Raw genomic sequence first — 25012 nt, 5'->3', positions numbered from 1 at the left:
GGGGTCCTGAGCCTAGTCCGACAGGATCTCAAGCATGGCGAAGTTCTTCGTCACGCCGGTCCCTGCGGTCACGCTGAGGTTGGTGACCACACCGGACTTGTGTGCCTTCACGGCGTTTTCCATCTTCATGGCCTCCAGCACCAGCAGGATGTCACCCTCGGCAACGGTTTGGCCTTCCTCGACATCCACCTTGATGACCGTGCCCTGCATCGGTGCTGCCACGGTATCGCCGGTGATGGCGATGGATCCGCTGGCGGAGCGTCGGCGCACGGCGCGCTGCACGCCACCCTGGCCCGCGACCAGCTCGCCGGGCACTTTCACCTCAACGCGCTTGCCGTTGACTTCCACAACGATCAGCTCGGGTGGCAACGCGGAGGCGTCGGCGCTGTCCTCCTCGACGGTCTCGCCCGCTGCATCCAGCTGGTTGTCCCACTCCTCTTCGATCCAGCGGGTGTAGACCTTGTAGGTGCCGTCCTCGGCAGCGAAGGCCGGGTTTTGCAGGATCGCCTGGTGGAACGGGATGACCGTCGGAAGGCCCTCCACGTCGAACTCGCTGAGCGCGCGCAGGGAGCGGCGGATGGCTTCCTCGCGGGTCGCGCCCGTGACAATCAGCTTGGCTAGCATGGAATCAAACTGGCCGCCGATCAGGGCACCTTCCTCGATACCGGAGTCCACGCGCACGCCAGGGCCCGCAGGCTCGCGGTAGGTGGTGATGCGTCCCGGTGCCGGCATGAAGTTGTTCGCCGCATCCTCGCCGTTGATGCGGAACTCGATGGCGTGGCCCCGGATCTCCGGGTCGTCGGTGAGCCGCAGGGCCTCGCCCTCGGCGATGCGGAACTGCTCGCGCACCAAGTCCAGGCCCGTGACCTGCTCGGTCACGGGGTGTTCCACCTGCAGGCGCGTGTTGACCTCCAGGAAGGAGATCAACCCATCGGAGGCCACCAGGTACTCCACAGTGCCCGCCCCGTAGTAGCCAGCCTCACGGCAGATGGCCTTCGCGGACTCGTAGATGCGCGCATTTTGCTCCTCGCTCAAAAACGGCGCCGGAGCCTCTTCCACCAGCTTCTGGAAACGGCGCTGCAGCGAGCAATCACGCGTGGACCCCACCACAATATTGCCGTGCTTATCCGCCAGAATCTGCGCCTCCACGTGGCGCGCCTTATCCAGGTAGCGCTCCACAAAACACTCGCCACGGCCGAACGCGGTGATGGCCTCACGGGTAGCGGATTCAAACAGGTCCGGAATTTCCTCCATCGTGTAGGCCACCTTCATGCCGCGGCCACCGCCACCGAAGGACGCCTTAATCGCCACCGGCAGCCCGTGCTCCTCCGCGAACGCCACCACGTCCTCCGCGGAGGACACGGGATCCTCCGTACCCGGAGCCATCGGCGCATTGACCTTCTTCGCAATATTGCGCGCGGTGACCTTGTCACCCAGCAGCCGGATGGCCTCCGGTGATGGCCCAATCCAGATCAGGCCGGCGTCGGTCACAGCCTGCGCGAACTCCGCATTCTCGGACAGGAATCCGTAGCCGGGGTGTACGGCGTCGGCACCCGTGGACGTGGCCGCGTGGATGATCTTGTCCATGTCCAGGTAGGACTCGGCGGACGTCTGGCCACCCAGCGCGAAGGCCTCGTCGGCCATGCGTACGAACGGCGCGTCCGCGTCCGGCTCTGCATACACTGCAACGCTGGTGATGTTCTCGTCGCGTGCAGCGCGAATCACTCGTACAGCAATCTCGCCCCTGTTGGCGATGAGTACCTTGGTGATCTTCCGTGCCTGCTCCGTCACGTGCTCTCCTCCAGCCTGTTGTGCCAGCCTCTAACCGCAGCTTTTAGTGTCAGCGTCTAGTGTCCAATTCAACTTTCTGACGTTACACGTTCTTTATCGAAAAGGGTGGATGAATTGCTACATCGCTGTGTCATTCCTGGCCAGCGCCACGCTCAATCGGCACGCGCATCATATTGCCCCACTCAATCCACGACCCGTCGTACACGCGCACGTCCTTCCACCCCAGCAGATGCTTCAGAATGAACCAATGCTGCGCGGCCCGCCCGCCATCCACGCAATACACCACCGTGGTCTTGTTCGGATCCAGGTGCTCATGAATCCTCTTCAGATGCTCCGTGGTGGCGAAGCGGGAGTTCGGCAGCAGGCACGCATTCGTGTCCAGGTTGATCGCGCCGGGAATGTGGCCCGTGCGGGCGGTCGGGATGCCCCCGGTGCCGATCGCCCCGCGGCCCTGCTCCTGCCCCGCGAAGTCCTCCGGCTCGCGCAGGTCGATGATTTGAATGTCTTCCAGACGTTCGCGCAATTCGTCGACGAAGATGCGATCTGCGGCGTCGTCCCTCTGATTGACTGAATAGGTCGACGCCGGCAGCGTGGGCACGGAGTAGGAGATTTCCCGTTCCTCCTGCATCCACGCGTCACGGCCGCCGTCGAGTAGGCGCACGTCCGGGTGGCCGAATAGCTCGAAGATCCACAGGGTGTAAATGGCCCACAGATTCGCGTGATTGCCATAAATAACCACGGTGTCCGAACGGGAGATTCCTTTTTCCTCCATCATGGCCGTGAAATCAGTTATGCCGATCACATCACGGTGAATCTGATCGGACAGTTCCTGCTTCCAATTCAGGCGGATAGCCGTGGGGATGTGGCCAATGTCATAGAGCATCGAATCCTCGTTACTCTCGATGACTTTTAAGCCCGGCGTGCCCAGCTTCGCGCCCAGCCACGCGTTCGTGACCAGCTTGTTTGCGTTTGCATACTGTGCGAGGTGTGGGCTGGGGTCGGCTTCGATTCCCATGATGAACCGCCTTCCTGTGCAGTGGATGCCTCATAGTGTAGTGCGTGACACAGTTTGTGCGGAAATAGTAGAGGTTAAACCGGATTACAATTGGATAGTAGAGGAACGGGTACCACCGATCCTGCTCACCAGAAAGGCATATGCAGTGCACAAGAATATTGTTGTTTTTGAAGTTCAGGGTGGAAACGACAAAGGGGAAGACGGTCACCGCAGGGACACCATGCCCATCGTCAACGCAATCCGCGACAAAGGGTGGGGCGCCGAGGTTGTCTACTTCGATCCGGACAAGGCTGATGAAATCTACGCCGACGTCGCTGAGACCTACGACGGCTACATTTCCCGCGTGAACCCCGGCCACATCCCCGGCGGCGAGAAGGTGTACTTCGAGATGCTCACTAAGCTCTCCGAGGAGGCCGGCCTGGTGGGCATGTCCACCCCAGAGGAAATGATGGCCTACGGCGCCAAGGACGCTCTGGTGAAGCTGAACTCCACGGACCTGGTGCCGTCGGACACGGTGGCGTACTACAAGGTGGACGAACTCCACAAGACGTTCCCCACCTCCCTGTCCTACGGCGAGCGTGTGCTGAAGCAGAACCGCGGATCCACTGGCTCCGGCATCTGGCGCGTGCAACTGGAGGATAAGGAACTGGCGAAGAGCATCGAGCCGGGCACGGAGCTTCCACTGGACACCAAGCTCAAGTGCACCGAGGCCGTGGACAACCACACGGAAATCCGCGAGCTGGGCGACTTCATGACCTTCTGCGAGCAGTACATCGTGGGTGATAACGGCATGCTGGTGGACATGCGCTTCATGCCACGCATCGTGGAGGGCGAGATCCGCATCCTCATGGTGGGCCCACACCCTGTGTTCGTGGTGCACAAGAAGCCAGCCGAGGGTGGCGACAACTTCTCTGCCACCCTGTTCTCCGGTGCGAAGTACACCTATGACAAGCCGGAAGCCTGGCAGGAGCTGGTGGACATGTTCGCCGACGTGCGCCCCGTCATCGCCGAGAAGCTGGGCGGCGACAATATCCCGCTGATCTGGACGGCGGACTTCATGCTGGACACCGCAGAGGATGGCTCGGACACCTACGTTCTGGGCGAAATCAACTGCTCCTGCGTGGGCTTCACCTCTGAGCTGGACATGGGCATCCAGGAACTGGTCGCCGAGGAAGCCATCAAGCGCTGCGAGCAGGCGAAGGGAGCCTAGCGGTTCCAGAACTGGCTGACGTGAAAGCCGAACACCGTCAGGCCCCGGCGTAGCACCGGCAGGGACAGCCCGATCACACTGGACGGGTCCCCCTCGATCCGGTCGATGAACCAGCCGCCGAGAGCCTCCAGGGTGAACGCCCCGGCGCAGCCGAAGGGTTCGCCGGTGGCGGCGTAGGCCGCGATGTCCTCGTCGGTCGCCTGCGCGAACTGGATTCGGGTACGGGATACCTCGGTGAACACCAGGGAATCAGCCATCATCGCGTGACCCGTGATCAGCTCTGCGGTCCGCCCTCGCTGGTTGCGCCAGCGTCGGATGGTTTCTTCCTCCGTGTGCGGCTTGCCCTGCAACTCCCCGTCGATGAGCAGCATCGAATCAGCGCCGACGACCACCAGACCTTCGGGGAGTTGTTCTGAGGTGTTGTCGGGCAGATAGTCCTGCGCCACCGACCGCGCCTTCGCCGTGGCCAGGGCACGGACCACGTCGTCGGGGGAGGGGTTGTGCAGGGCCGCGACCACCGCATCTTCGTCGACGCCACTGGGAGCCACCTCCGGCTCCACCCCGGCGCTGCGCAGAATAGACAGCCGTGACGCGGACGTGCTCGCCAGCACCAGACGGGGAGATGTTCCTGCCATAATGAGCCTTTCCCCTTTAGCGGCGGGGGAGCGGCGGGTTGCGGAACCCCAGAGGGTTATCGGTCAGGCCTGTGGCACCCCACAGGCCCCGGGTATCCGGCTTCGCCGTGCGCGCGGCCTCAGCTTCCTGAGCCATAGCATCCAGCACCGTCTCCAGAGCGTGGTGCTCCGTGGGGTCCAGTTCACCCTTCACGATCGTGTACTTGCCCATGTCCCGGCCCTCCTACAGTGGCATGTTGTCGTGCTTGCGGGGCAGCGTGTCCTCCACCTTGCGCTCCAGCAGACGCAGCGCCTCGCCGATCCTCTGACGGGTCGCCGACGGTGGGATGACCGCATCCACCAGGCCACGCTCGGCAGCGATATAAGGATTGATCAGCTCATCGGTGATGACCTGTTCATCCTTGCCCACGGCTTCCGCGATGGTCTGCGCATCCGCCACGGAAATCTCCGCGGTTGGCCACGCCAGCACCACGTCGAAGCCCAGGCGCTTCGCGCCGAACGCGACATAAGCCGGGCCGAAGGACTTGCGGGTGACCAGAGAAATCTTGCCCACGGAGGCGTTGGCCGAGGCGCTAATCAGCTTCGCCGTGCGGCGTACCACGTCGGCCTCCTCCACGAAGCCTGGGGTGTCCACCACCGTGACGATCGGGATGTTGAACGCATCGGCCATGCGCATGAAACGCGCAGCTTTATCCGCGGCCTCCACATCCAGGGCGCCAGCAGCCACCTGGGGCTGGTTCGCCACGATGGCCACGGAGCGTCCCTCCACCCGGCCAAAAGCCGTCACCAGGTGTGGGGCAAACTGAGGCTGCAGCTGCAGCAGGGATCCGTCGTCCACCACCAGGGAGAGCAGCTCCGTCACGTCGTAGGCCACGTGGCTCTCATCGGGCATGAAGCCGTCCAAGGCGCTCACGTCGATGTCCTCGTACTCCGCCTCCAGCGGAACGGAGCGATTGTTGGACGGCAGGTAGCTTAAGATATTCGCCACCGCCTCCAACGCGGCAGAGTCATCCTCCACGGTCACATGGCTCAAGTTGAACTCTGTGGCCTGCTCGCCCAGCTGGACCGTGCCCTGCTCGGCCACGCTCACCACCACATCGGACAGGGCCACCGCGTGTGCCTGAGCGCCGCTGGTCTTCCCCGTGACTACCGCGATCTGAGGAACCACGCCGGAGATCACCGCCTGCTGGCGGTAGATGCGCGTGAAGAACTCCATGGCCGCAAGGTTTTCCTTCATGCGCGCGCCGGTGCCGTCGTAGAGCGCTACCAGTGGGGTGCCGGACTTCGCGGCGAGCTCGGTGACCTTCAGGATCTTCTCACCGGCGGTCTCGCCCAGCTGCCCCTCGAAAATGCTTTGGTCCTGGGCAAACACGCACACCGGGCGGCCATCAATAGAGCCATACCCACTCACAATGCCATCGGTGAGTGGCCGCTTCTTATCGGCGCCAAAGGCGGTGGCGCGGTGGCGAGCGAGGGCGTCGATCTCCACGAAGCTGCCGTCATCCAACAGACTCTCAACGCGCTCCCGTGCGGCAGGACGACCCGTGCCATCCAAACGGTTGCGAAGGTCGGCGATTTTGCCCGCGGTGGTGGACATATCCGGTGTAGCAGTCATAACACTCTACAATACGTCATGACAGGACTGATTATTACACCGAGGAATTATTACACTAAGGAACCATGAGCACGCCCATGAACCGCACGCCCTTGAACGCCGACAGTCTCTCCCGCAGACTGGCCGCCGCGGGCTACGCGCACGTTGACGTGGTCCAGTCCACCGGCTCCACGAATTCGGACATGGTCCGCGCCAACCCGCCCCACCTCAGCGTTGTGCTGGCCGAGGAGCAAACCGCCGGCAAAGGGCGCCTCGGCCGCCAGTGGGTCTCGCCCGCGTACAGCCAAGTCATCTGCACCGTGGTGGTGGAGCTCGCCGGGGTGAAGCCCGCCTCCTTAGGTCTGGTTCCCCTGCTCACGGCCAACGCCCTGGCCACCGCGGTGAACGAGGACGTGGCCACCGCCGTGAAATGGCCGAACGACCTCCTGGTACATGGCCGGAAACTCGCGGGCATCCTGGTCGAAGCCATCCAGATCACCCCCACCCCGAAGCTCGCCATCGGCTTCGGCCTGAACTACGACCTAGAGCGCCCGGAACTGCCGGTCGAGCACGCCACGTCCTACACCCTCGAGGGCGGGAACCGCTCCCGAGAGGACCTGATCGTCGCCCTGCTCACGCAACTCCTCGAAGCCGTCCAGCGCTTCATGACCATGGGTGGCGCCCCCGCCACCGTCCTGCCGCGCTACCGGCAGCTCTCCGCCACCCTGGGCACCCAGGTGCGCGCCCTGCTGCCCGGCGGAGACGTGCTGGAAGGCACGGCCGTGGACATCGCCGACGATGGCTCCCTCACCATCACCACCCCCTCCGGCCACGCCACCGTATCCGCAGGAGATGTGGAGCACCTGCGCTCATGACCAAAATCAGCTTCGACCCCGACGAGCGCGTCCTCGCCGAACTCTCACCCAGCCGCCGATCTCTCCTGTTTCCCGTGCTGGAGATGCTGCTCATCACCGGCCTGATCTGGCTGTGCATCGGCCTGATCGACGACCACTTCATCAAGGTCTCCACCCTCGCCTTCGGCTACCACATGTCCCCACCCAGCGCGGTCGTGAACTTTCTCGACAACCCGGAGTTGGTGCCGTTGCTGTGGACGCGCCGGGGATTGCTGGTGCTGTGGGTATGGCTAGCGTGGCGTCGATGCATTAAGGACATGATCTACCGCCACCGTGCCCGCATCATCGTCACGGATCGACGCGTGATCGTCGCGTCCGGGCACCTGCGCAGCCGCATCGATACCATCCCCATGCACCAAATTGTCGACGCCCGCGCGCGTGGCAGCAAGCTCGACATCTACATTGTCGGCGCGCGGATGCCCTACCATCTGGTGGACGTTCCCCACGCCAAGCGGATCACCACGATGATTCACCAACGCACTCGTCTATACTGATGTGCTGTGACTACTCCACCTCTCGTGACGATTATCGGCGACGGCCAGCTGGCCCGCATGATGCACCAAGCAGCTATCGAACTGGGAGTGACCTCCCGCGTGCTCGCCGGTGCTCCGGACTCCTCCGCCGCCCAAGTGACTGGCCAAGTAGAGATCGGCGACTACACGCAGTGGGAGGACGTGAACGCCGTCTCCCAGGGTGCCGACGCCGTCACCTTTGACCACGAACACGTCCCCAATGAGTTCCTAGATGGGCTGATCGAGCAAGGCCTGAACGTCCAGCCGCAGCCCACCGCCCTGATCAACGCGCAGGACAAGCTGGTCATGCGCAAGCGCCTCAGGGAACTGGGGATGCCCGTGCCGCCCTTCATGGAGATCACCTCGGTGGAGGACGCCCGCGAGTTCCACCGCGCCACCCAGGGCAACGTGTGCCTGAAGGCGCGCCGCGGCGGCTACGACGGCAAGGGCGTGTGGTTCCCGGACAATGAAGAGGACACCGCAGAGCTGGTAGCAGAACTGCTGGACAAGGGCACGCCGCTGATGGCGGAGAAGAAGGTGCAGCTGGTGCGCGAACTGTCCGCCATGGTTGCCCGCCGCCCCTCCGGCGAGACCGTGGCCTGGCCCGTCGTGGAATCCGTGCAGGAAGACGGCATCTGCGTGGAGGCGATCGCCCCGGCAGATAACCCCTCCCGCGCCGCAGAACTGGCCGTGAGCATCGCCGAGGAACTGGGAGTGACGGGCGCGCTGGCCGTCGAGCTGTTCGAAACCCGTGACGAGGCCGGGCAGCCGGAGATCATCGTCAACGAACTGGCGATGCGCCCCCACAACACCGGCCACTGGACGCAAGATGGCTGTGTGACCAGCCAGTTCGAGCAACACATCCGAGCCGTGCTGGATCGCCCGCTGGGCTCCACCGCAATGCTGGCCCCGCACACGGTCATGTCCAACGTGCTGGGTGCGGACTTCGAGCCGGACACTCCGATCGACGCCCGGATGGACGCGGTGTGGCGTCGGTTCCCTCAGGCGAAAATCCACATGTACGGCAAAGGCTGGCGCCCACGCCGAAAGATGGGCCACGTCAACGTCACCGGAGAATCGGTGGAAGATATACGACGCATCGCCCGCCTATGCTCGCACTACATCGTGACCGAGCAGTGGGCAGACGGCTGGAGCGAATACAGAAAGGCGCACAGATGAGCGAACAGCAGAGCGAACAACAGGGCCCCTTGGTCGGCCTGATCATGGGGTCGGACTCCGATTGGCCGACGGTGGAACCCGCCGCCGAAGTACTCGCCGAGTTCGGCATCCCCTTCGAAATCGGAGTGGTCTCCGCGCACCGCACCCCTGAGCGCATGCTGGACTACGCCCGCGCGGCGCACACCCGCGGCGTGAAGGTGATCATCGCTTGCGCAGGCGGCGCCGCCCACCTGCCGGGAATGGTCGCCGCGGCCACGCCGTTGCCGGTCATCGGCATCCCGCGCGCGCTCGGCAACCTGGACGGGCTGGACTCCCTGCTGTCGATCGTGCAGATGCCCGGCGGCGTGCCCACCGCCACCGTCTCCATCGACGGGGCGAAGAACGCAGGACTGCTGGCGGTGCGGATGCTGGGCGTGGCCGATAGCTCCCTCACGGACGCCATGGCTCAGTACCAAGACAGCATGCGCGACGCGGTCCTGGAGAAGGACCGCGCGCTCAAAGAACGGCTGATGGGGGAGTAGGGCGAGCTAGTTCCCGTTGGTGGCGGAACGGTCGGAGCGGTCGGCGTCGTTAAAAAGCGTGCTCGCGCCCTTCATCAGCGGGCCAATGGCGTCCACCGGCAGGGGGAACACCACCGTGGACGATTGATCCGCACCCAGCTCCAGCAACGTCTGGAGATACCGAAGCTGCAATGAGGCGGGGGACTGGCTGAGGATATCGGAGGCCTCCTTGAGCTCCTCCGCAGCCTGGAGCTCGCCCTTCGCGGAGATGATCTTTGCTCGACGCTCACGCTCGGCTTCCGCCTCGCGCGCCATGGCACGCTGCATGATCTCCGGGATCTCCACATCCTTGATCTCCACCACACGCACACGTACGCCCCAACGGCTGGTGTGCTTGTCGATTAATTCCTGCAACTCGTCGTTGAGGCTTTCGCGATGCGCCAGAAGATTGTCCAGATCCTCGCGGCCCAGCAGGGACCGCAGCGTGGTCTGGGCGATCTGAGACGTCGCCACCGCATAGTTTTCCACCTCAAGCACAGCCTTGAGAGGATCCACCACCTCGAACATCACCACCGCATTGACGCGAGCGGAGACATTGTCCTTCGTGATGATCTCCTGGGGAGGGATCGTGAGCGTCACCACGCGCAGATCCACTTTGTCCATACGGTCCACGCCGGGGATCAACAGATGGAAACCAGGCTCCAATGGCGTGCGGATGTGTCCGAAGCGGAAGTTGATGCCGCGCTCGTATTCCTTCACGATCCGGACACTGAAACTAGCCACGGTCACCAACAGGCCGATGACGAGCAGACCCATGATGGGCCAGAAAGCGAGTGAACTCATGGGGATTAACCTTTCTTAGCAGTGGAGCTGCGGTACGTGGCAGCGTAGCGATCATGGCGAACCGCACGAAGCGCCTGCTCATCCGTGTGATGGGGGACAGCCTCGGGAAAGCCAGAAGGGGTGTTCCACAGGTGCCGAGCCAGCGGGATGATGCCTCCGCCGATCGCTAACAGCGCAGCCGCGGACAGGACCACCACATCCATCGTGTGGTTTTCTGACAACAGCATGGCCGCTGGAAGCACAGCACCGAAGCAGGCAATCGTCAGCGCGACTCCACGGTGGAATCGGCCCGATTCGCTGTGCGGCCAGGGGTCAATCTCACGCGTCACCTCGCGGCCGTGGTTCGTGACCGTGCATGTCTCCTTTACAGGGCAGGCATTGCACACGGTGGGATTTGCACGGTAGCGCATGACGCGGTTTTCGGGGTCGAAGCTGGTGGGCCACAGCCAGTGGTCCTTGGGACACAGCCAGGCGTCGTGCGACTCGTGGTAGGTGAAATTGTTGGTACGCCACCCCGCCGACCGCGCGGCGGTGCGTTTGGCCATGTGGTCGAAACCCCACGCCACGGCAAGGAGCAGCACCGTGTACGCGGCAATTCCCAACGCAATCACCGAAGGAAAGTTCTGCATGATGCGTCAAGCTTTCTACTGGTCAGTTGTGCGATTGTTCGTAATCAGAACATCGCCCTCGGTGGCTTCCTCGGGCGCCAGTTCTTCATACAGCGGGTGCTCTGGCATTTCATCCACCAGTTTCGAGGAGCGGAAGTGGATAAGGCCCTTGACCGCCATCCACACAAACGGAACGATGCCGGCGATGAAGATCAGGTCACCAGGAAGGCGCAGCCACTCGAGGACCGAGTTGCCCGGTTGGGTCAAGTAACCCAGGGAGCGGGCCTCCACGTACCCTTCAGAGACGGAGTGGTGCAGCTGGGCGATGCCCAGCGGCAACAGGGTGATGAAGCACATCCACAGTAGACCGATGTTCTGGAGCCAGAAGGCCCACTTCATAGCCTTATCTGACCAGTATTTCGGCGGCAGGATATAGCGCAGTGCGAACACGGACATGGCCACGGCAAGGAAGCCGTACACACCCATCATCGCGGCGTGCGCATGGTTTGCCGTCAGGGCAGTGCCGATTTGGTAGTAGGACACGATCGGAAGGTTCACCAGGAATCCGAAGATGCCAGCTCCCAGAAAGTTCCAGAAACCAACAGCGACCAGGAACATCACGGCCCAGCGGTGTGGGAAAGGATTATCACCCGTGGCGCGCTGGCGGGAGCCGAGCTGCAGGAAGGTCCATGCTTCCACGGTCAGCAGCGTCAGTGGCACAACCTCTAGAGCGGAGAAGAACGCGCCCAGGGCCATGTGCTCCACCGGAGTGCCGGAGAAGTAGAGGTGGTGCATGGTTCCCAGCACGCCACCCGTGGAGTACAGGATGATGTCCAAGAAGATGATGCCCAGTGCGATGCGTTCCCGAATCACACCCAGCAGCACGAAGATGTACGCCACCATGACGGTGCTGAACAGCTCCAGGAAGTCCTCCACCCACAGGTGCACAACCCAGAAGCGCCAGAAGTCAGCAACGGTGAGGTGGCTGTCGCCACGGGCCATCATGCCCACGGCGTAGAACACAGGGATGGCCAGGCCGGTGTAGAAGAATAGCCACGGCATGTTGGACTTGTGCTCGCCCTTCAAGCGGCTGCGCAGGCTGCGGAAGATGATGATGATCCAGAAGAACATGCCCACGATGAGCAAGAACTGGAACAGGCGCGGCAAGTCCAGGTATTCCCATTGCTGGGATAGCCACGTTCCCTCGCCCACAATGCCGAAGGTGGACAGGGCCTCGAACGCCAGGGATCCAAAGACCACGATGGCCACGGCGCCGAGCAAGAGGTAGGTCAGCGTGGTGGTGCCTTTCGGTTCCTTTCCTGCAATGAATGGGGTGAGGAACAGGCCTGCGGCCAGGAAGCCAGCTGCAGTCCAGAACAGCGATAGCTGAAGGTGCCAGGTGCGCGCCAGGTTGTACGGCAGGATCTGGGCGAGGTCGATGCCGAAGAAGCTGGTGAGGTCCGAGCGGTAATGCTGGATGGCACCACCAAGGAGGGACTGGCCCAGGAACAGGACGGCGATGACCACCACGAACCACGCCACGGCGCGTTGGGAGCCGGTCAAACCTACGTCGCCAGATTGCTTGAAGCGCAGGTTGGGGGACTCTTCGGAGTGCCAGCCGATCTTGCGGGACCAGCGGCCGTAGATGGCGAAGATCAGGCCGGTACCGCCGATCAATGCGATCAGGGACAGGACGGACCACACCACGATGTCTGCGGTCGGTGAGTTTTCTACACGGGGCTCGGAGGGCCAGTTGTTGGTGTAGGAGTAGTTGGTTCCGGGGCGTTCAGCGGCTGAGGCCCACGCGGTCCAGGTGAAGAAGTGTGTGAGGTCCTCGATGTCTTTGCTGTCGGTGATGAAGTTCGGTGGGAGACCGTACTTGGTGGTGGGTTCTCCGAAGTAGTCGGCGTAGTGCTTGCGCACTGCTGCGACGGCCTTGACCTGCTCATCGGTGAGGACGAGTGTCTTCGTCTCCTCGTTGTAGCGGTTGGTGCGGAACATATCGGCGACGGCCTTGGAGACGTCGGTGGTTCGCGCGTCCACGATGGCTTGAGTGTCGCCTGACTTTTCGGCCTTGGTGATGGCCTCAGTGCGTTCCTTTTCCAGCTGGGAGGTGACGTTCTCCGTCATGAGGCGCAGGGACTCGGCCGTGTAGTCCGGGCCGAGGTAGGCGCCGTGTCCCACGATGGAGCCGTATTGCTGGAGGCCGCGTGCCAAGTAGATTTCTTGTCCGCGGGTGATGTCCTCGTGAGTGAAGAGCGTTTCGCCAGATTCGGTTGCCACGGTGTCCGGTAGTGGCATGGAGTCTGAGTAGGTGCGATAGGTGAGCAGCCCCATGACAAAGAATCCAAAGAGCATGACCAACGCCACGCCCTGTACCCATCCGCGGCCCACAAGCATCGTCGGGTGCTTGCGTGCTTCGTAGCCGGTGGGGTTCTCCTTGTAGTCACGGGGGTCTGAAGATCGACGTGCAGTTGCGTCCATGGTTCATGTCCCTGTTCGGTTGTCTTGAAATCGTCGGTGGCACAGCGACACATATAACATGCATCCAAAATGCCTCTTTAAAGTATGAGGGATGACATGGGGGAACACAACACGTCAGGAGAACTTTCAGAAAAAAGGTGCAAATCGGGGGCACCTTTTAGAGTCTGCGGTACCGGCGCCACACAGCAGCCGTGGCGACCAGCAGCACCAGCAACAGCAGGCTGGGCACGATCGACGGGTCATCCTGGAAGATATTCCAGATGGCCTGAATCAACGCGACCACGGTGAAGAAACCCAGGAACCCCAGCAGGGATTCCCACACCAGTTTCTTACGCCGCGAGTCTTGATCCATCTACTTAATGCCGCCCTGAGTCAGCCCGGACACGATACGGCGCTGGAACAGCAGCACCATAATCACCAGGGGAACGGTCACGATCGCGCCGGCGGCCATTGTGGCAGCATAGGGAAATTCGAACGCGGAAGCTCCAGAGAAGCGCGCAATCGCCACGGTCACGGGTTCTGTCTGCCCATTGGACAGCTGATTCGCCAGCATGAATTCATTCCATGTGGCAATAAACGCCAAAATGGCGGTGGTAAACAGCGCCGGGGCGGCTAGCGGCAGAATGACCGTGCGGAAAGCCAGCCCACGGGAGGCCCCATCCACGCGCGCCGCTTCCTCCAATTTCCATGGCAGCTCACGGAAGAAACTCGTGAGCGTGTACACCGTCAGCGGCAGCACGAAAGAAATATTCGGAATAATCAGCGCCTGGTAGGTGCCGATCCATCCCATGTTGGAAAAGAGCTGGAATAGCGGCGTGACCAGGGCAATGCCTGGGAACATCGACGCCGCCAGGATCACACCCGTCACCAGACCCTTGCCCCGGAAATCGACCCGGGCTAACGCATACGCCGTGAACACTCCCACGATCAGCGCGATAAAGGTGGTGGCAGCGCCGACGATCAACGAATTGCCGATCGCCCGCAGGAAGTTATTCCCGCCGTCAGTGGCCAAAGCATCCTGGAAGTTTTCCAGTGTGACATGGCTGGGCAGAGGATTCGCGCTAAACGTGTGGTTCTTATCCCGGAATGCGGTGACGAGCATCCAATAGAACGGCGCAAGGCCCCACAGCAAAATGAGGACCACGGCGACATAATTGCGAACAGTCTTCATCGCTTAGGCCTCCACCTTGGTTCGTTTCTTTTTCTTTGGAGTATCTCCCGCGCCGGAAATATCCGCTCCCAGGAACTTCACCATCACGAATGCTACCGCGAAGATCAGCAAGAAAATCAACGTAGACATTGCCGACGCCGAGTTGTAATTACCCTGCTTCACATCCGTAATCACCAGCTGTGAAATCACCGCGGTGGGGGAGTTTGAGGAACTGGAAATCATAATAACCGGCAGGTCATACATGCGCAGGGCATCCAGTGTGCGGAACAGTACCGCCACCATCAGGGCCGGCCGGATCAATGGCAACGTGATCTGCGTGAACTGCTGCCACTTCGATGCGCCATCCACACGCGCGGCCTCATACACTCCCTGCGGAACCATCTGAAGCCCCGCGAGAATCAGCAGCGCCATGAAGGGGGCCGTCTTCCACACATCGGCGATGATGACCGCGGAACGAGCCGCCCAGGGGTCGGTGGTCCAGTGGATCTGCGTCCCCAGCACCGCGTTCACGATGCCGTCGTTGGCGAAGATGAACTGCCACAGCTTCGCCGTGACCGCCGTGGGGATGGCCCACGGCACCAACACGGCCGCACGCAGCAGCCCGCGGCCGATGAAGCTGCGGTTCATCACCAGAGCCATCCACAACCCCAGCACAGTTTCAAGCGCGACCGTGACCACCACGAAGAACAGCGTGATCTTCACGGCAGGCCAGAAGTCCGTGGACAACTGACCTGGGGCACACGTGATTACCTCACCGCTGGGGCTCATGCAGCGCTGCGTGATCCAGTACAAGTAATGCTGGAAACCCGCAAAGCCGCCGTCCACGAACATGCCGGTGTCCGGGTCGAGGTGCCTATCGGACTGGAAGGAAAGATAGATCGCGCGGATCACAGGGTATCCAATGACAATGGCTAGTAGGGCCATAGACGGCCCAACTAGCCACAGTGGTCGCAGATCCATCTTCTTCTTGGAGGAGGAAGATGTAGTCACGTTACAAGTTTTCCGGTTTAATTTCCGCTGGTGTTCTTAATCGCGTCACCCATGTCCTTCACCGCCGCATCGACGGACTTGCCGGACGTGAGAGCCGCGTAAGCGTTATCCTGAATAGCCTTCGATAGCTCATCGTACCGTGGAGAGGCGGGACGAGGCTTCGCGTTCTCCAACGAGGTCTTCAGAGCAGGCAGGTATGGGAACTCCTCCTGCAGCGCAGGGTCATCGTAGATGGACGCCAGCACTGGTGGGAAGGAAGCCTTCGCGAAGGACTTCTGGTTCTCCTCGGAGATGATGAACTTCATGAAGTCCAGCGCGGTGGCCTTCTTCTGAGAGTTCACGTTGATGCCGTTGTTGTATCCACCCAGGGTGGACACACCCACGCCGTCCTTGGCGACCAGCGGGGAGACATCGAACTTGCCCTTGACCTTGGAGCTGTCCTCCTCAGAGTTGGTGTACATGTAGGGCCAGTTGATGGCCATAGCAGTCTTACCCTCGGTGAAGGCCAGGTTGGTCTCTTCCTCCGTGGTGGAGGTGGAGGACGAGGAGATCGTCTTGTCCTTGTACGCATCCACCAGAGCCTGCAGGCCATCCTTGGACGCATCGTCGGTGACGGTGATGTTGCCGGCGTCGTCGGTAATTCCGCCACCCCAGCCGGACATGAAGCCAGCGGTGTTCACGGTTAGGCCCTCGTACTGCTTCAGCTGGGTGGTCAGGCAGTCCTGGTCCTTCACCTTCTTGCAGGCTTCCTTCAGCTCATCCCAGTTCTTCGGGGCATCGGGAACCAGCTCGGTGTTGCGGTACAGCAGCTGGCCGTTGGTGTTCTGAGGAAGAGCATAGAGCTTGTCGCGGTAGGTGGCGGACTCCACCGTCGGCTGCAGCAGGTCGGAGGTATCAACCTTCAGGTCGCCCTCCAGCGGAGCTAGCCAACCATTTGCCGCAAACTGCGCGGTCCACACCACATCGAGCGCCATGACGTCGATATCGGAGGAACCAGCCTGCAGCGTCTGAACCAGCTTGTTGCGCTGCTCATCCGATTCACCCGCCAGCTCCTGGACCGTGACCTTCTCCTCGGGGTGGTCAGCGTTCCACTTTTCGACGATGGGCTTGATCTTGTCGATATCGTTCTTGCCCATGGCAAAGGTGATGTTGCCGCGGCCATCGGCGGAGGCTTCGGAGGAACCGCCGTCGCCGCAGGCAACCAGAACCAGACCGGAGGCTGCCAGAAGACCGATAAGCTTCTTAGTGTGTGGAGTCATAGGGACCCTTTCTCTCTTGAAACCGAGGCTTAGGGGAGAGTCTAACCACACCTGGGTGTATTGCCTAGTTAAGAAACGGCAAGGGAGGCGATGCGTTCTTCCGTCTTGGCATCAAAGTAGTGCACAAGCGCCCCCTGTTGAGGGTGAATAGTGACCGAAGAGTTCACTGTCGGCGCCTCACGCGTATCCCCGCCGCGTGCCACAATCTGCCCAAACTGGGTATCTGCATATATATAAGAGTCCGCGCCGAGTTCCTCCACCATCGTCACCGTGCCCTGCAGACCGGCACCCGATTCCGTGGACACACGCAGCCCTTCCGGGCGCAGGCCCACGATAACCTCCGAGCTCCCCACACCATCTGGCATAGGAAGGTCCCACCCGTCCACGCTGCCGTTGACCCGCAGCAGATTCATCGCCGGGGAGCCAATGAACCCAGCCACGAATGCGTTGGCAGGCTCCTCGTACAGCTTCTTCGGGGCGTCCACCTGCTGCAGATCGCCCTTATTCAACACGGCCACGCGATCTCCCATCGTCATGGCTTCCACCTGATCGTGCGTGACATACACGGTGGTCACAGCCAGGTCTTTCTGCAGCTTCACGATTTGGGCACGTGTTTGGACGCGCAGCTTGGCGTCGAGATTTGATAAAGGTTCATCCATCAGAAAGACCTGCGGCTGGCGCACGATCGCACGACCCATCGCTACTCGCTGACGTTGACCGCCGGACAGGTCCTTGGGCTTACGGTCCAAGAACTCCTCCAGCCCCAGAATCGACGCCGCCTCCCGCACCCGCTGCGCAATCTCCTTCTTCGGCCTCTTCGCCACCTTCAACGCAAAGCCCATGTTTTCCGCCACGGACATGTGCGGGTACAGTGCGTAATCTTGGAAGACCATCGCGATGTCACGGTCGCCCGGCTCCTTGGCGGTGACGTCCTCGCCCCCGATGCGGATGCTGCCGCCGGACACCTGCTCGAGGCCCGCCAAGGCCCGCAGGGTGGTGGATTTTCCGCAGCCTGAAGGTCCCACTAACACCAGGAATTCGCCATCGCCGATGGTCAGGTTCATGTCTTCGACGGTTGCGGTGTCCGCGCCGGGGTAGCGGATCTCGACATTCTGGAACTCAACAGTAGCCATGGGATCAGATCTTACTTGAGTACACTGACTTCATGACCTCAAGCCTCTCCGCTTCTGTGAAAGAACCTATGTTCTGGGTCCGGGCTGTGGCGTCCGTGGCGGCTTATTTTCTTTTGGCCTCCATCTCGGTGTCCATCGATGATACTGACTACTGGTATGGATGGTGGAATGAGGCATTGTTGTGGATGGGCATCGTTGGCGGGTACGTCGGCCTTCTGACTCAGCGTTTCAAGCCCGTGACAGGGTTGTGGATCACCGCAGTGTCCATGGCCTTGATCGGACTCAGCGGTATGTTTGCCTTCAGCTTGGGGTACGCCGTGGTGTGTTACGAGGCCTATTTTATTTCCTCCCGCATCCGCTCGCATCGCCGAGCCTGGTTGGCTGCGCTGGTCGTGGGCAGTTTTGCCACTCTTGTGTGGTACATCATCTATAACGTTGTCTTCCGCCCGACGTTCCCCGTGCCGGAGTCTCCCACTGGCCTGTCCGCCTTGTGGGGCCTGTTCGGGGATGTCACGTTTTGGGTGTTTACGGTCATCGTGTCTTTCCTGGTGGTGGCGTCCATCGGCTCGGCGTGGCTCTGGGGGAAAACGGTGTTTCGCCGCAACCAGGAGGTCGAAATCCTGTCCGCGCGAGCCGAGCTGGCCACGGTCAGCGAGCGCAACCGCATCGCACGCGAGATGCATGACATCGTGGCGCATTCCCTGACGGGCATCATCGCCCAGGCCGATGGCGGGAGATATGCGGGCAAGAAGGATCCGCAGGTAGCCATCGACGCCCTGGACACCATCGCCGCATCCAGCCGCGAGTCCTTGCGGCAGATGCGCAGCTTGCTGAGCGTGCTGCACGACGATACCCCTCGCGACCGTGGTGCTGTTCCTGGTGCGGCCGCGCTCCCTGGATTGATATCCGACGCCCAGCGCAACGGCATTAAAGTCTCCCTTAACACTGAAGGCATCCCGCTGGACGTTGATGAGGCGCAAAGCCTCACCATCTACCGTGTGGTGCAAGAGTGTTTGACGAACATTTTGAAGCATGCCGGCCCCGTGGAGGCGCAGGTGGTGGTGCGCTGGGAGCCGGATTATGTGAAAATCACGGTGGATAACGCCCCGGGCTCCGACAGTGGTGAGGGCAGCGGGCGTGGTTTGACCGGCATTCGCGAGCGAGTGCGGATCTATGGCGGCCGTGCGTCTTGGGGTGACTCCGAGGTCTACGGTGGTGGTTGGAACGTGAGCGTGATGATTCCTGTGGAGGCGAAATAGATGTTGCGTGTGGGGCTGGCGGATGATCAGCAGTTGGTGCGCGCCGGGTTTTCGTTGGTGTTGGATTCCCAGGATGATATCGAGGTTGTGTGGCAGGCCAGCGATGGCCAGCAGGCGTGCGCGTTGGCGCAGAGTTCTCCGGTGGATGTGATCCTGATGGATGTGCAGATGCCGGGCATGGATGGGATTGCGGCCACGCGCACCATTGTGGACGCGGGGGTGGATGTTCGGATTATTGTGCTGACCACGTTCGATAACGATGATTATGTGATGGGCTCTGTGGAGGCCGGGGCTAGCGGTTTTCTGTTGAAGGACGCGGATCCGCAGGAGTTGATCAGTGCCGTGCGGACGGTGGGGGAGTCCGCGGGCGTGATTAGCCCGAAGGCCACCGCGCGCCTGATGCGCCAGGTACGCGACATGAATCACGGTGAGCAGCTGCAGTATCCACCGATGGAATTGCCAGATCCGTTGACGCCCCGCGAGGAGGAGATTCTGCGGTTGATGGCGTTGGGCAGGTCGAATCCTGAGATTGCGCAGGAGTTGTTTATTTCGTTGCCCACGGTGAAGACGCACGTGAGCCGTGTGCTTCAGAAGACTGATTCCCGGGATAGGGTGCATGCGGTGTTGTTTGCGTTTAAGCATGGTCTGGTCTCTAACGGTGAGTTGCTAGCGTAGGCGCTGGGCGAAGGTGGGGCGGGCCAGGGGGCCGTTGGCGATGGTGGTGACGGTGTGGCCGTCGTTGATGGAGCTCCACGTTTCGCTGGAGTCCGGGTAGCGGGTGACGTCCCATATTCCTGCGGTTTTGAGCTTGTGGTGGTGCCGGCACAACAGGTGCAGGTTGTCGGTGTGGGTGGGGCCTCCTCCGTCGTAGCGGTGAATATGGTCGATGTCGCACCGGTGCGCCGGGACGGTGCAGCCCGGGAAACGGCAGTGGACATCGCGCGCTTCGATGTAGGCACGCTGCGCCGCGGTGGGAGAGTAGGAGGACGTGCCGGACGGCGCGAGTGTTCGGGTATGTGTCACCTTATCCAGCCATTTCTTCGTGGACCGTTCGTCGAGGATCGTGCCGGCGGCGACGAGAGGGGCGTCGGGATTATCAGCATGACGGAACAGGTTCAGGGTGACGGAGACGTCCGCGTTGCCCATGATGAGCAGGACGAGTGCCTCGGCCGCGGAGACATTGCGGGTGCGCGCGGTGGTGGCGATGAGCTTTTCGATGGCTTGCCCCTCGAGTAGCGGAACGCTGAGGCAGAAGGTGATGCTGGTTTCTGAGCGCTTGATCTGCAGGTGTGTTTCCGGTGGCTCGGACAGGCGATTCTCCGGGCAGTAATCGTTGACGATAGGAAGGATGCGCGCGCTGATTTGGGCAGGGGTGAGTGGGTACTGGTTGGGAACCGTGGGGCCCAGGCAGTCGGTGACGTCCAGGTCCACCGCGGCGGCGAGATCCTCGGGGATGCACGCTAGCAATTCGGCGAGGCGGCTGACCGAGCTGGGCAGGTACATCCCTGTGAGGAGCAGCTCCATCAGGGTCGGGAATTGTGCGAGCACGAGCGCTTCGAAGCTGATCTTCTCTGCGTGGTAGTTGCTGAGCCCTAGGCGGGCTGCGATGCGCGTGGAATGATCGGCGATGAAGGCGTCAGCGACGGGTGTGGCCGCTTGGATTCTCTAGACGTGGATGCGGTTGGCGTCCCGCCCCACGGCGGCCAGCTCGTCATGCTCGTTCGCGAGGATCCAGCAGGCATCCGGGTGGATTCTTCGGATTCGGGTAGTCATATCAGCCTCCCCCAAGGCGTAGATGAAGTGTTCTATTCTTTCGTGTCTGGGTTTTAGTCTAGATCGCTCACCATACATACGCGCCTACAGGCATACATAAAATAGCTCAAGTGTTCGATTTTAAAAATATAGCTGTGTGATACCCAGGTATGACACTCAAGATAGGCCTTCAGGCCGATGTATTCACCCGCCCACCCGAGCACCATAGAAGACATGATCACAATAGATTCACTTACCAAGAGCTACGGCTCCAAAAAAGTGGTGGACGCGCTCAGCTTCAGCGTCCCCGACGGCTCCGTCACGGGCTTCCTCGGCCCCAACGGCGCCGGCAAGTCCACAACCATGCGCTGCATCCTGGGCCTGGACAAGCCTACCGGCGGGTCCGCCACGTTTTCTGGAACGCTGCCTGATGGCAGGGCCTACGCGTCGGCCTTCTCTTCTCTCGACCATAAAACCCACGTCGCGGGCGCTGTTCTGGATTCGTCCTGGTTCACCCCCGGCCGCAGCGGGCGCAACCACCTCACAGTGCTGGCGCTCAGCGCGGGGCTTCCTCAGTCGCGCGTGGAGCAGTGCCTGGAGATGGTCGGCCTGAACGGTCCCGCCGCGAATAAGAAGGTGGGCGGCTATTCGCTGGGCATGAAGCAGCGTCTCGGGCTAGCTGGGGCGCTCCTGGGTGACCCGCAGCACCTGATCCTCGACGAGCCGGTCAACGGGCTGGATCCGGAGGGCGTGACCTGGATCCGCCAAGTAATTCGACGCCAGGCCTCCGACGGCAAGGCCGTCCTTGTGAGCTCCCACCTCCTGTCTGAAATGCAATTGACTGCTGATCGCTTGGTGGTGATCGGTAAGGGAAAGCTGATTGGCGAATACTCGATGGACGAGTTCCTGGCCGACGGCACCCGCGTGATGGTGGAGGCCGCTGATCCCATTGCTTTGGCGGCTCTGCTGAGTAACCAGGGCTTTGAGGTGTCTGAGGCTCAGGAGGGGAACCTGGCCGTGGCTGTGGGAGAGCACGGAGAGCAGGAGATTCGCCGAGCCGTTGCTCAGACTGCCTTGAGTAACAACCTCTTGATTACTGGTCTGCGCACGGAACAGGACAACTTGGAGAAACGCTTCTTGGCTGCCACCGCCGGTGCCCAGGAGTACACCACGAATGACAAGGAGAACAGCCATGCGCGCTGAACTGAAGAAACTAACAAGTCTGCGTAGTACGTGGGTGTATGTTGTCCTGCTCACGGGTTCGCTCTATGGACCCGCGGTGCTGATGAGCTTCCTGAACTCTGACCCTGAGGCAACCTTCGGCTGGGGTGATACCACACTGGGTGGCATGATCTTCCTGCTGGTCTTGCTGATCTTCGCCGCAAGTAGTACTGCCGGTGATATCAATGACCGCATGGTTGCTCATAGCTTCCTGACGCAGCGCCGTCGTTCGCAGTGGTTGTTGGCCAAGGCCGCGCTGATCGTCATTGTTGCGGAAGTGAGCTACTGGATCGGCATCGCGATCAGCGCCGTGGTCCTGCACTTCTCTCTCGAGGGGAAGTGGACCGGAGGCGATATGTATGACCTATGGATCTATGCCCTCTTTCTCCCGGTCTATGCCCTGATGGCTGTCGGGCTGGCCGGCCTGACCCGCAGCAAGATCATGGGTTCGGGTATCCCGATGGTGCTGTTCCTGGTGATTGAGCCGTTGCTCGCGGCAGCCGCTCAGCACCTGGAGTGGGTGAAGTACATTTACTACGCAATGCCCGGCACTCGACTTTCTGACCTCACGCAGTGGCACGCGCTGGAAGCTCAGGGCGACGATGTCCTCGACGCGGTGGGGTTGATGACCACACCAGCGCAGAGCGCGATCGTGATCCTGGCATGGGGTGCGCTCCTCTTCGGAGTTGCGATCCTGGCCAACAACAGGCGAGATACTCGCTAAAGCTCCAGCTCAGCCCCTTCTTTAGCGGCGAGCTCCTGTATCCGCTCCGTGGCGGTGTCCACCGACACCACCACGGAGCCTGCGTGCATCAAGGGCACCAGAGCCCTCGTTAACTCGGCCACGTTCTGCCATGGGCCGGTGAGGACTCGGCGGGCAGAGCCGGCGCCGGGGGCGCTCACACCCTCGGCAAGCTCCGGGCCGTCCACGGTGGGGGCATGATACTGGTCGGGGTGAATCCGTACCTCGGGGGAAAAGTCCGTGATGCCGAAGGGCACCTCGCCACCGCTTTCTTCCACGCCTCGGCCGAAGGGGTCTGAGGACAAGAGGAAAATCTCCTCGGCATCGGAGGCCTCGGCGCGGGCGGGATCGTCGGTGAAGAGGAGCTGGGCGTCGGGATTATCGGTCAGGACGGCACCCACGTGCCACGCCCCGATGGCGATCACGGCGGGCTGCCACCCGGTGTCCGCGATCAGGCCGATGCGGTCACCCGGCTGTACCCCGTAGGCGCGGAGCAGGTGGGCCACCTTGGACTGCCAGTTCGCCAGGGTCTGGCCGGACAGTTCCATGCGGCCGGCGGGGGTGTAGGTGGTTAGGCGCGGGGCGGCGGGGTCGGCGAGTAAGGGGGCGATGATGTCCATGAGGTCCTGTCCTAGTTCACACACATCGGCGTGTCCCCGCCGGCGTGGATCGGGCCGTCAGGGCCGCCGGTATCGTCGATGGAGCCCTCTTCGCCCACTACGTCGGAGTTCTCCTCGGGCTGGTCCTCAGGGGCCTCCTCGTCAGTGAGTCCTGGGCCGTTGTACGTGCTGGACAGGGAAACGGACAGTTCCTTGTCTCCCAGGCCTGGATCCTCCACAATCTTCAAGCCGCCAAGCTTCTTGGCCAGGTCCACAGCGGCCGGATCTTCGGCGTTGCGGGCGCTGACGAAGGATTCGAAATCGCCGGATTCCTCCGCGTTGCCCACCTCGCCGGGGGTGAAGCCAAAGGACGCGGTGATCTCGGATACGCGGCTGGCCAGGCCTTGGGTGTCGGAGCCGTTTTTGATGGCCACCGTGTACTCGCGCGCGGGGTAGTTCGGGGCATCGGCCTTCTCACCGCCGTCTTCCTCACCCAGCAGATCCTTGAAGAACGCGTGGACCTGCTTCTTGTCCACGGTGACGATGGACTCGCCATAGTCGCCGGTTCCGTCGATGGAGGTCACGGGGATGGTCTGGAAGGACACGTTGCCGCCGGACAGGTTCTGCATCTGCGTGGCCAGCCCCATCACGTCCCAGCCGGAGTCCAGAACCACGGAGCGCTGCACGGCCCCACTGAGCTCGTTGAGCTTCGACGGGTTGGTGAGCGTGCCCGTGGACAGGATCTTGGATACCAGGCTGGCCATGTACACCTGCTGGCGGGTGATGCGGTCCAGGTCGCCGCGGGGGAGGTCGTGGCGTTGGCGGACGAAGCTCAGGGCGTCGGCGCCATCCAGGGTCTGGGTGCCCTTCTTGAAGTTCGCGCCGGACAGCGGCTCGGAGACGTCGTTGTTTAGGCACACGTCCACGCCACCCACGGCGTTGGTGAGCAGCACGAATCCCAGCAGTCCCACCTCGGCGTAGTGGTCCACCTTGATGCCGGTGAGGTCCGCGATGGAGTTGATGAGCTCCTTACGCCCGGCTTCGGAGGATTCCTGCTGGATCGTTTTCTCGTCGGTCACGCCGGCCTGGACCATCTTGTCGGCGTGGTCTTGCTTCGCGATGCCATACACGCCGTTGAGCTTCGTGTTGCCGAAATTGTCGGTCTTGACGTAGGTGTCGCGGGGCAGGGAGACGGCCGTGGCGCCGGATCCGTCGTTGGGGATGCGGATTAGGACCATGGTGTCCGTGTTGGTGACTTCCTCCTCGCCGGCGCGGAGCATGTCGATTTCTTCCTGGGACAGCGGGTTGCCCTGGGCGTCCGTGCGGGAGTCCACGCCGGTGAGCAGGATGTCCATGGCGCCGTCGGTTTGTCCGCCGAGGTCCAGGCCGCCGGCGGAGGCGAGTTTGTTGTCGAGGCCGCCCAGCACGGAGTATCCCGCGCCGGTGACGCCTAGGAGGACTGCGGACAGACCCGCAAGGATCGCCTTCGCTGGTTTGGAACCGATCTGGCGTGCCCCGGCGGTGACTGCGGGGTTGATGCGCCGAGAATGGCGGCTGATGTTGTCCTCACTCATGGCCACATACTTTAGCCCTTTGTCTTT

At 61.9% G+C, this 25012-nt stretch carries 25 protein-coding genes; 9 read left to right on the top strand and 16 right to left on the bottom strand.

All coding sequences use genetic code 11. The annotated features are described in order from the left end of the window. Nucleotides 1-12: 12 nt before the first annotated feature. Complete coding sequence (locus GC425_RS03720; protein WP_151843784.1) at nucleotides 13-1791, bottom strand: acetyl/propionyl/methylcrotonyl-CoA carboxylase subunit alpha; 1779 nt, start codon at nucleotides 1789-1791, stop codon at nucleotides 13-15. A gap of 130 nt (nucleotides 1792-1921) precedes the next feature. Beyond that, nucleotides 1922-2806, bottom strand: a complete 885-nt coding sequence (locus GC425_RS03715) for a sulfurtransferase (protein WP_151843785.1) — start codon at nucleotides 2804-2806, stop codon at nucleotides 1922-1924. Nucleotides 2807-2951: 145 nt separating this feature from the next. On the opposite strand from GC425_RS03715, the gene GC425_RS03710 reads away from it, so the two are divergent. Further along, nucleotides 2952-4016 carry a Cj0069 family protein gene (locus GC425_RS03710; RefSeq protein ID WP_151843786.1) on the top strand — a complete coding sequence of 355 codons (1065 nt, stop codon included), beginning with the start codon at nucleotides 2952-2954 and terminating at the stop codon, nucleotides 4014-4016. Here GC425_RS03710 and GC425_RS03705 read toward each other — a convergent pair. Genes GC425_RS03705 through GC425_RS03695 form a run of 3 tightly spaced genes read right to left on the bottom strand, consistent with a single transcriptional unit; the run spans nucleotide 4013 to nucleotide 6266 of the window. Beyond that, nucleotides 4013-4651 carry a nucleoside triphosphate pyrophosphatase gene (locus GC425_RS03705; RefSeq protein ID WP_151843787.1) on the bottom strand — a complete coding sequence of 213 codons (639 nt, stop codon included), beginning with the start codon at nucleotides 4649-4651 and terminating at the stop codon, nucleotides 4013-4015. The genes GC425_RS03710 and GC425_RS03705 overlap by 4 nt on opposite strands. Before the next feature lie 16 nt (nucleotides 4652-4667). Next, on the bottom strand, nucleotides 4668-4862 hold the full coding sequence (locus tag GC425_RS03700) for an acyl-CoA carboxylase epsilon subunit (RefSeq protein ID WP_151842067.1): 195 nt from the start codon (nucleotides 4860-4862) through the stop codon (nucleotides 4668-4670). 12 nt (nucleotides 4863-4874) lie between these two features. Further along, on the bottom strand, nucleotides 4875-6266 hold the full coding sequence (locus GC425_RS03695) for an acyl-CoA carboxylase subunit beta (RefSeq protein WP_151843788.1): 1392 nt from the start codon (nucleotides 6264-6266) through the stop codon (nucleotides 4875-4877). Nucleotides 6267-6331: 65 nt separating this feature from the next. Here GC425_RS03695 and GC425_RS03690 point away from each other — a divergent pair, with 65 nt between their 5' ends. Genes GC425_RS03690 through purE form a run of 4 tightly spaced genes read left to right on the top strand, consistent with a single transcriptional unit; the run spans nucleotide 6332 to nucleotide 9371 of the window. After that, nucleotides 6332-7120 carry a biotin--[acetyl-CoA-carboxylase] ligase gene (locus GC425_RS03690; protein ID WP_151843789.1) on the top strand — a complete coding sequence of 263 codons (789 nt, stop codon included), beginning with the start codon at nucleotides 6332-6334 and terminating at the stop codon, nucleotides 7118-7120. Continuing rightward, nucleotides 7117-7653: a hypothetical protein gene (locus GC425_RS03685; protein ID WP_151843790.1), complete on the top strand. Its 537-nt coding sequence runs from the start codon at nucleotides 7117-7119 to the stop codon at nucleotides 7651-7653. The genes GC425_RS03690 and GC425_RS03685 overlap by 4 nt, the downstream gene beginning before the upstream one ends. Nucleotides 7654-7659: 6 nt before the next feature. Continuing rightward, entirely contained in the window at nucleotides 7660-8850 is a 1191-nt protein-coding gene (locus tag GC425_RS03680) for a 5-(carboxyamino)imidazole ribonucleotide synthase (RefSeq protein WP_257822016.1), read from the top strand. Then, the gene (gene purE, locus GC425_RS03675; protein WP_151842063.1) at nucleotides 8847-9371 is read left to right on the top strand and encodes a 5-(carboxyamino)imidazole ribonucleotide mutase; all 525 of its coding nucleotides are present in this window, start codon (nucleotides 8847-8849) and stop codon (nucleotides 9369-9371) included. Before GC425_RS03680 ends, purE begins: the two co-directional genes overlap by 4 nt. A 6-nt stretch (nucleotides 9372-9377) precedes the next feature. On the opposite strand, the gene GC425_RS03670 is transcribed toward purE, so the two are convergent. The 8 genes from GC425_RS03670 to GC425_RS03635 all read right to left on the bottom strand — a co-directional run bounded on the left by GC425_RS03670 (nucleotide 9378) and on the right by GC425_RS03635 (nucleotide 17838). Further along, a complete protein-coding gene (locus GC425_RS03670; protein ID WP_151842062.1) occupies nucleotides 9378-10193 on the bottom strand; it encodes a slipin family protein in 816 nt (271 codons plus the stop codon). A 5-nt stretch (nucleotides 10194-10198) separates the two neighbouring features. Then, nucleotides 10199-10822 (bottom strand): hypothetical protein, encoded by a 624-nt coding sequence (locus GC425_RS03665; protein WP_151842061.1) that lies wholly within the window; start codon nucleotides 10820-10822, stop codon nucleotides 10199-10201. A gap of 15 nt (nucleotides 10823-10837) precedes the next feature. After that, on the bottom strand, nucleotides 10838-13201 hold the full coding sequence (locus tag GC425_RS03660; protein WP_151844254.1) for a nitric-oxide reductase large subunit: 2364 nt from the start codon (nucleotides 13199-13201) through the stop codon (nucleotides 10838-10840). A gap of 241 nt (nucleotides 13202-13442) precedes the next feature. Then, the gene (locus GC425_RS03655; protein WP_151843791.1) at nucleotides 13443-13637 is read right to left on the bottom strand and encodes a hypothetical protein; all 195 of its coding nucleotides are present in this window, start codon (nucleotides 13635-13637) and stop codon (nucleotides 13443-13445) included. Beyond that, nucleotides 13638-14456: a carbohydrate ABC transporter permease gene (locus tag GC425_RS03650; protein ID WP_151843792.1), complete on the bottom strand. Its 819-nt coding sequence runs from the start codon at nucleotides 14454-14456 to the stop codon at nucleotides 13638-13640. Nucleotides 14457-14459: 3 nt separating this feature from the next. Continuing rightward, a complete protein-coding gene (locus GC425_RS03645) occupies nucleotides 14460-15416 on the bottom strand; it encodes a carbohydrate ABC transporter permease (protein ID WP_151842434.1) in 957 nt (318 codons plus the stop codon). 47 nt (nucleotides 15417-15463) lie between these two features. Beyond that, nucleotides 15464-16705 carry an ABC transporter substrate-binding protein gene (locus tag GC425_RS03640; RefSeq protein WP_151842058.1) on the bottom strand — a complete coding sequence of 414 codons (1242 nt, stop codon included), beginning with the start codon at nucleotides 16703-16705 and terminating at the stop codon, nucleotides 15464-15466. A gap of 68 nt (nucleotides 16706-16773) precedes the next feature. Next, nucleotides 16774-17838, bottom strand: a complete 1065-nt coding sequence (locus GC425_RS03635) for an ABC transporter ATP-binding protein (RefSeq protein ID WP_151843793.1) — start codon at nucleotides 17836-17838, stop codon at nucleotides 16774-16776. A 32-nt stretch (nucleotides 17839-17870) separates the two neighbouring features. Here GC425_RS03635 and GC425_RS03630 point away from each other — a divergent pair, with 32 nt between their 5' ends. Together GC425_RS03630 and GC425_RS03625 are read left to right on the top strand one after the other, a co-directional pair. After that, nucleotides 17871-19097, top strand: coding sequence for a sensor histidine kinase (locus GC425_RS03630; RefSeq protein ID WP_151843794.1), 1227 nt, complete (start codon nucleotides 17871-17873; stop codon nucleotides 19095-19097). After that, nucleotides 19098-19772, top strand: a complete 675-nt coding sequence (locus GC425_RS03625) for a response regulator transcription factor (RefSeq protein WP_151842055.1) — start codon at nucleotides 19098-19100, stop codon at nucleotides 19770-19772. It begins immediately after the preceding gene. Here GC425_RS03625 and GC425_RS03620 read toward each other — a convergent pair. Further along, complete coding sequence (locus GC425_RS03620; protein ID WP_151843795.1) at nucleotides 19764-20645, bottom strand: HNH endonuclease signature motif containing protein; 882 nt, start codon at nucleotides 20643-20645, stop codon at nucleotides 19764-19766. The two genes, GC425_RS03625 and GC425_RS03620, sit on opposite strands and share 9 nt — an antisense overlap. A 438-nt stretch (nucleotides 20646-21083) precedes the next feature. Here GC425_RS03620 and GC425_RS03615 point away from each other — a divergent pair, with 438 nt between their 5' ends. After that, complete coding sequence (locus tag GC425_RS03615) at nucleotides 21084-22052, top strand: ATP-binding cassette domain-containing protein (protein ID WP_192930346.1); 969 nt, start codon at nucleotides 21084-21086, stop codon at nucleotides 22050-22052. Next, nucleotides 22042-22794: an ABC transporter permease gene (locus tag GC425_RS03610; protein WP_151843796.1), complete on the top strand. Its 753-nt coding sequence runs from the start codon at nucleotides 22042-22044 to the stop codon at nucleotides 22792-22794. The genes GC425_RS03615 and GC425_RS03610 overlap by 11 nt, the downstream gene beginning before the upstream one ends. Here GC425_RS03610 and GC425_RS03605 read toward each other — a convergent pair. Beyond that, entirely contained in the window at nucleotides 22791-23432 is a 642-nt protein-coding gene (locus tag GC425_RS03605) for a TIGR03089 family protein (RefSeq protein WP_151843797.1), read from the bottom strand. The genes GC425_RS03610 and GC425_RS03605 overlap by 4 nt on opposite strands. 11 nt (nucleotides 23433-23443) lie before the next feature. Then, nucleotides 23444-24985 (bottom strand): LCP family protein, encoded by a 1542-nt coding sequence (locus GC425_RS03600; protein ID WP_151843798.1) that lies wholly within the window; start codon nucleotides 24983-24985, stop codon nucleotides 23444-23446. Between the last annotated feature and the right edge of the window lie 27 nt (nucleotides 24986-25012).

Source organism: Corynebacterium sp. zg254, from assembly GCF_024701495.1.
Lineage (GTDB): Bacteria > Actinomycetota > Actinomycetes > Mycobacteriales > Mycobacteriaceae > Corynebacterium > Corynebacterium zhongnanshanii.
This window is presented reverse-complemented; position numbering and strand designations above follow the sequence as displayed.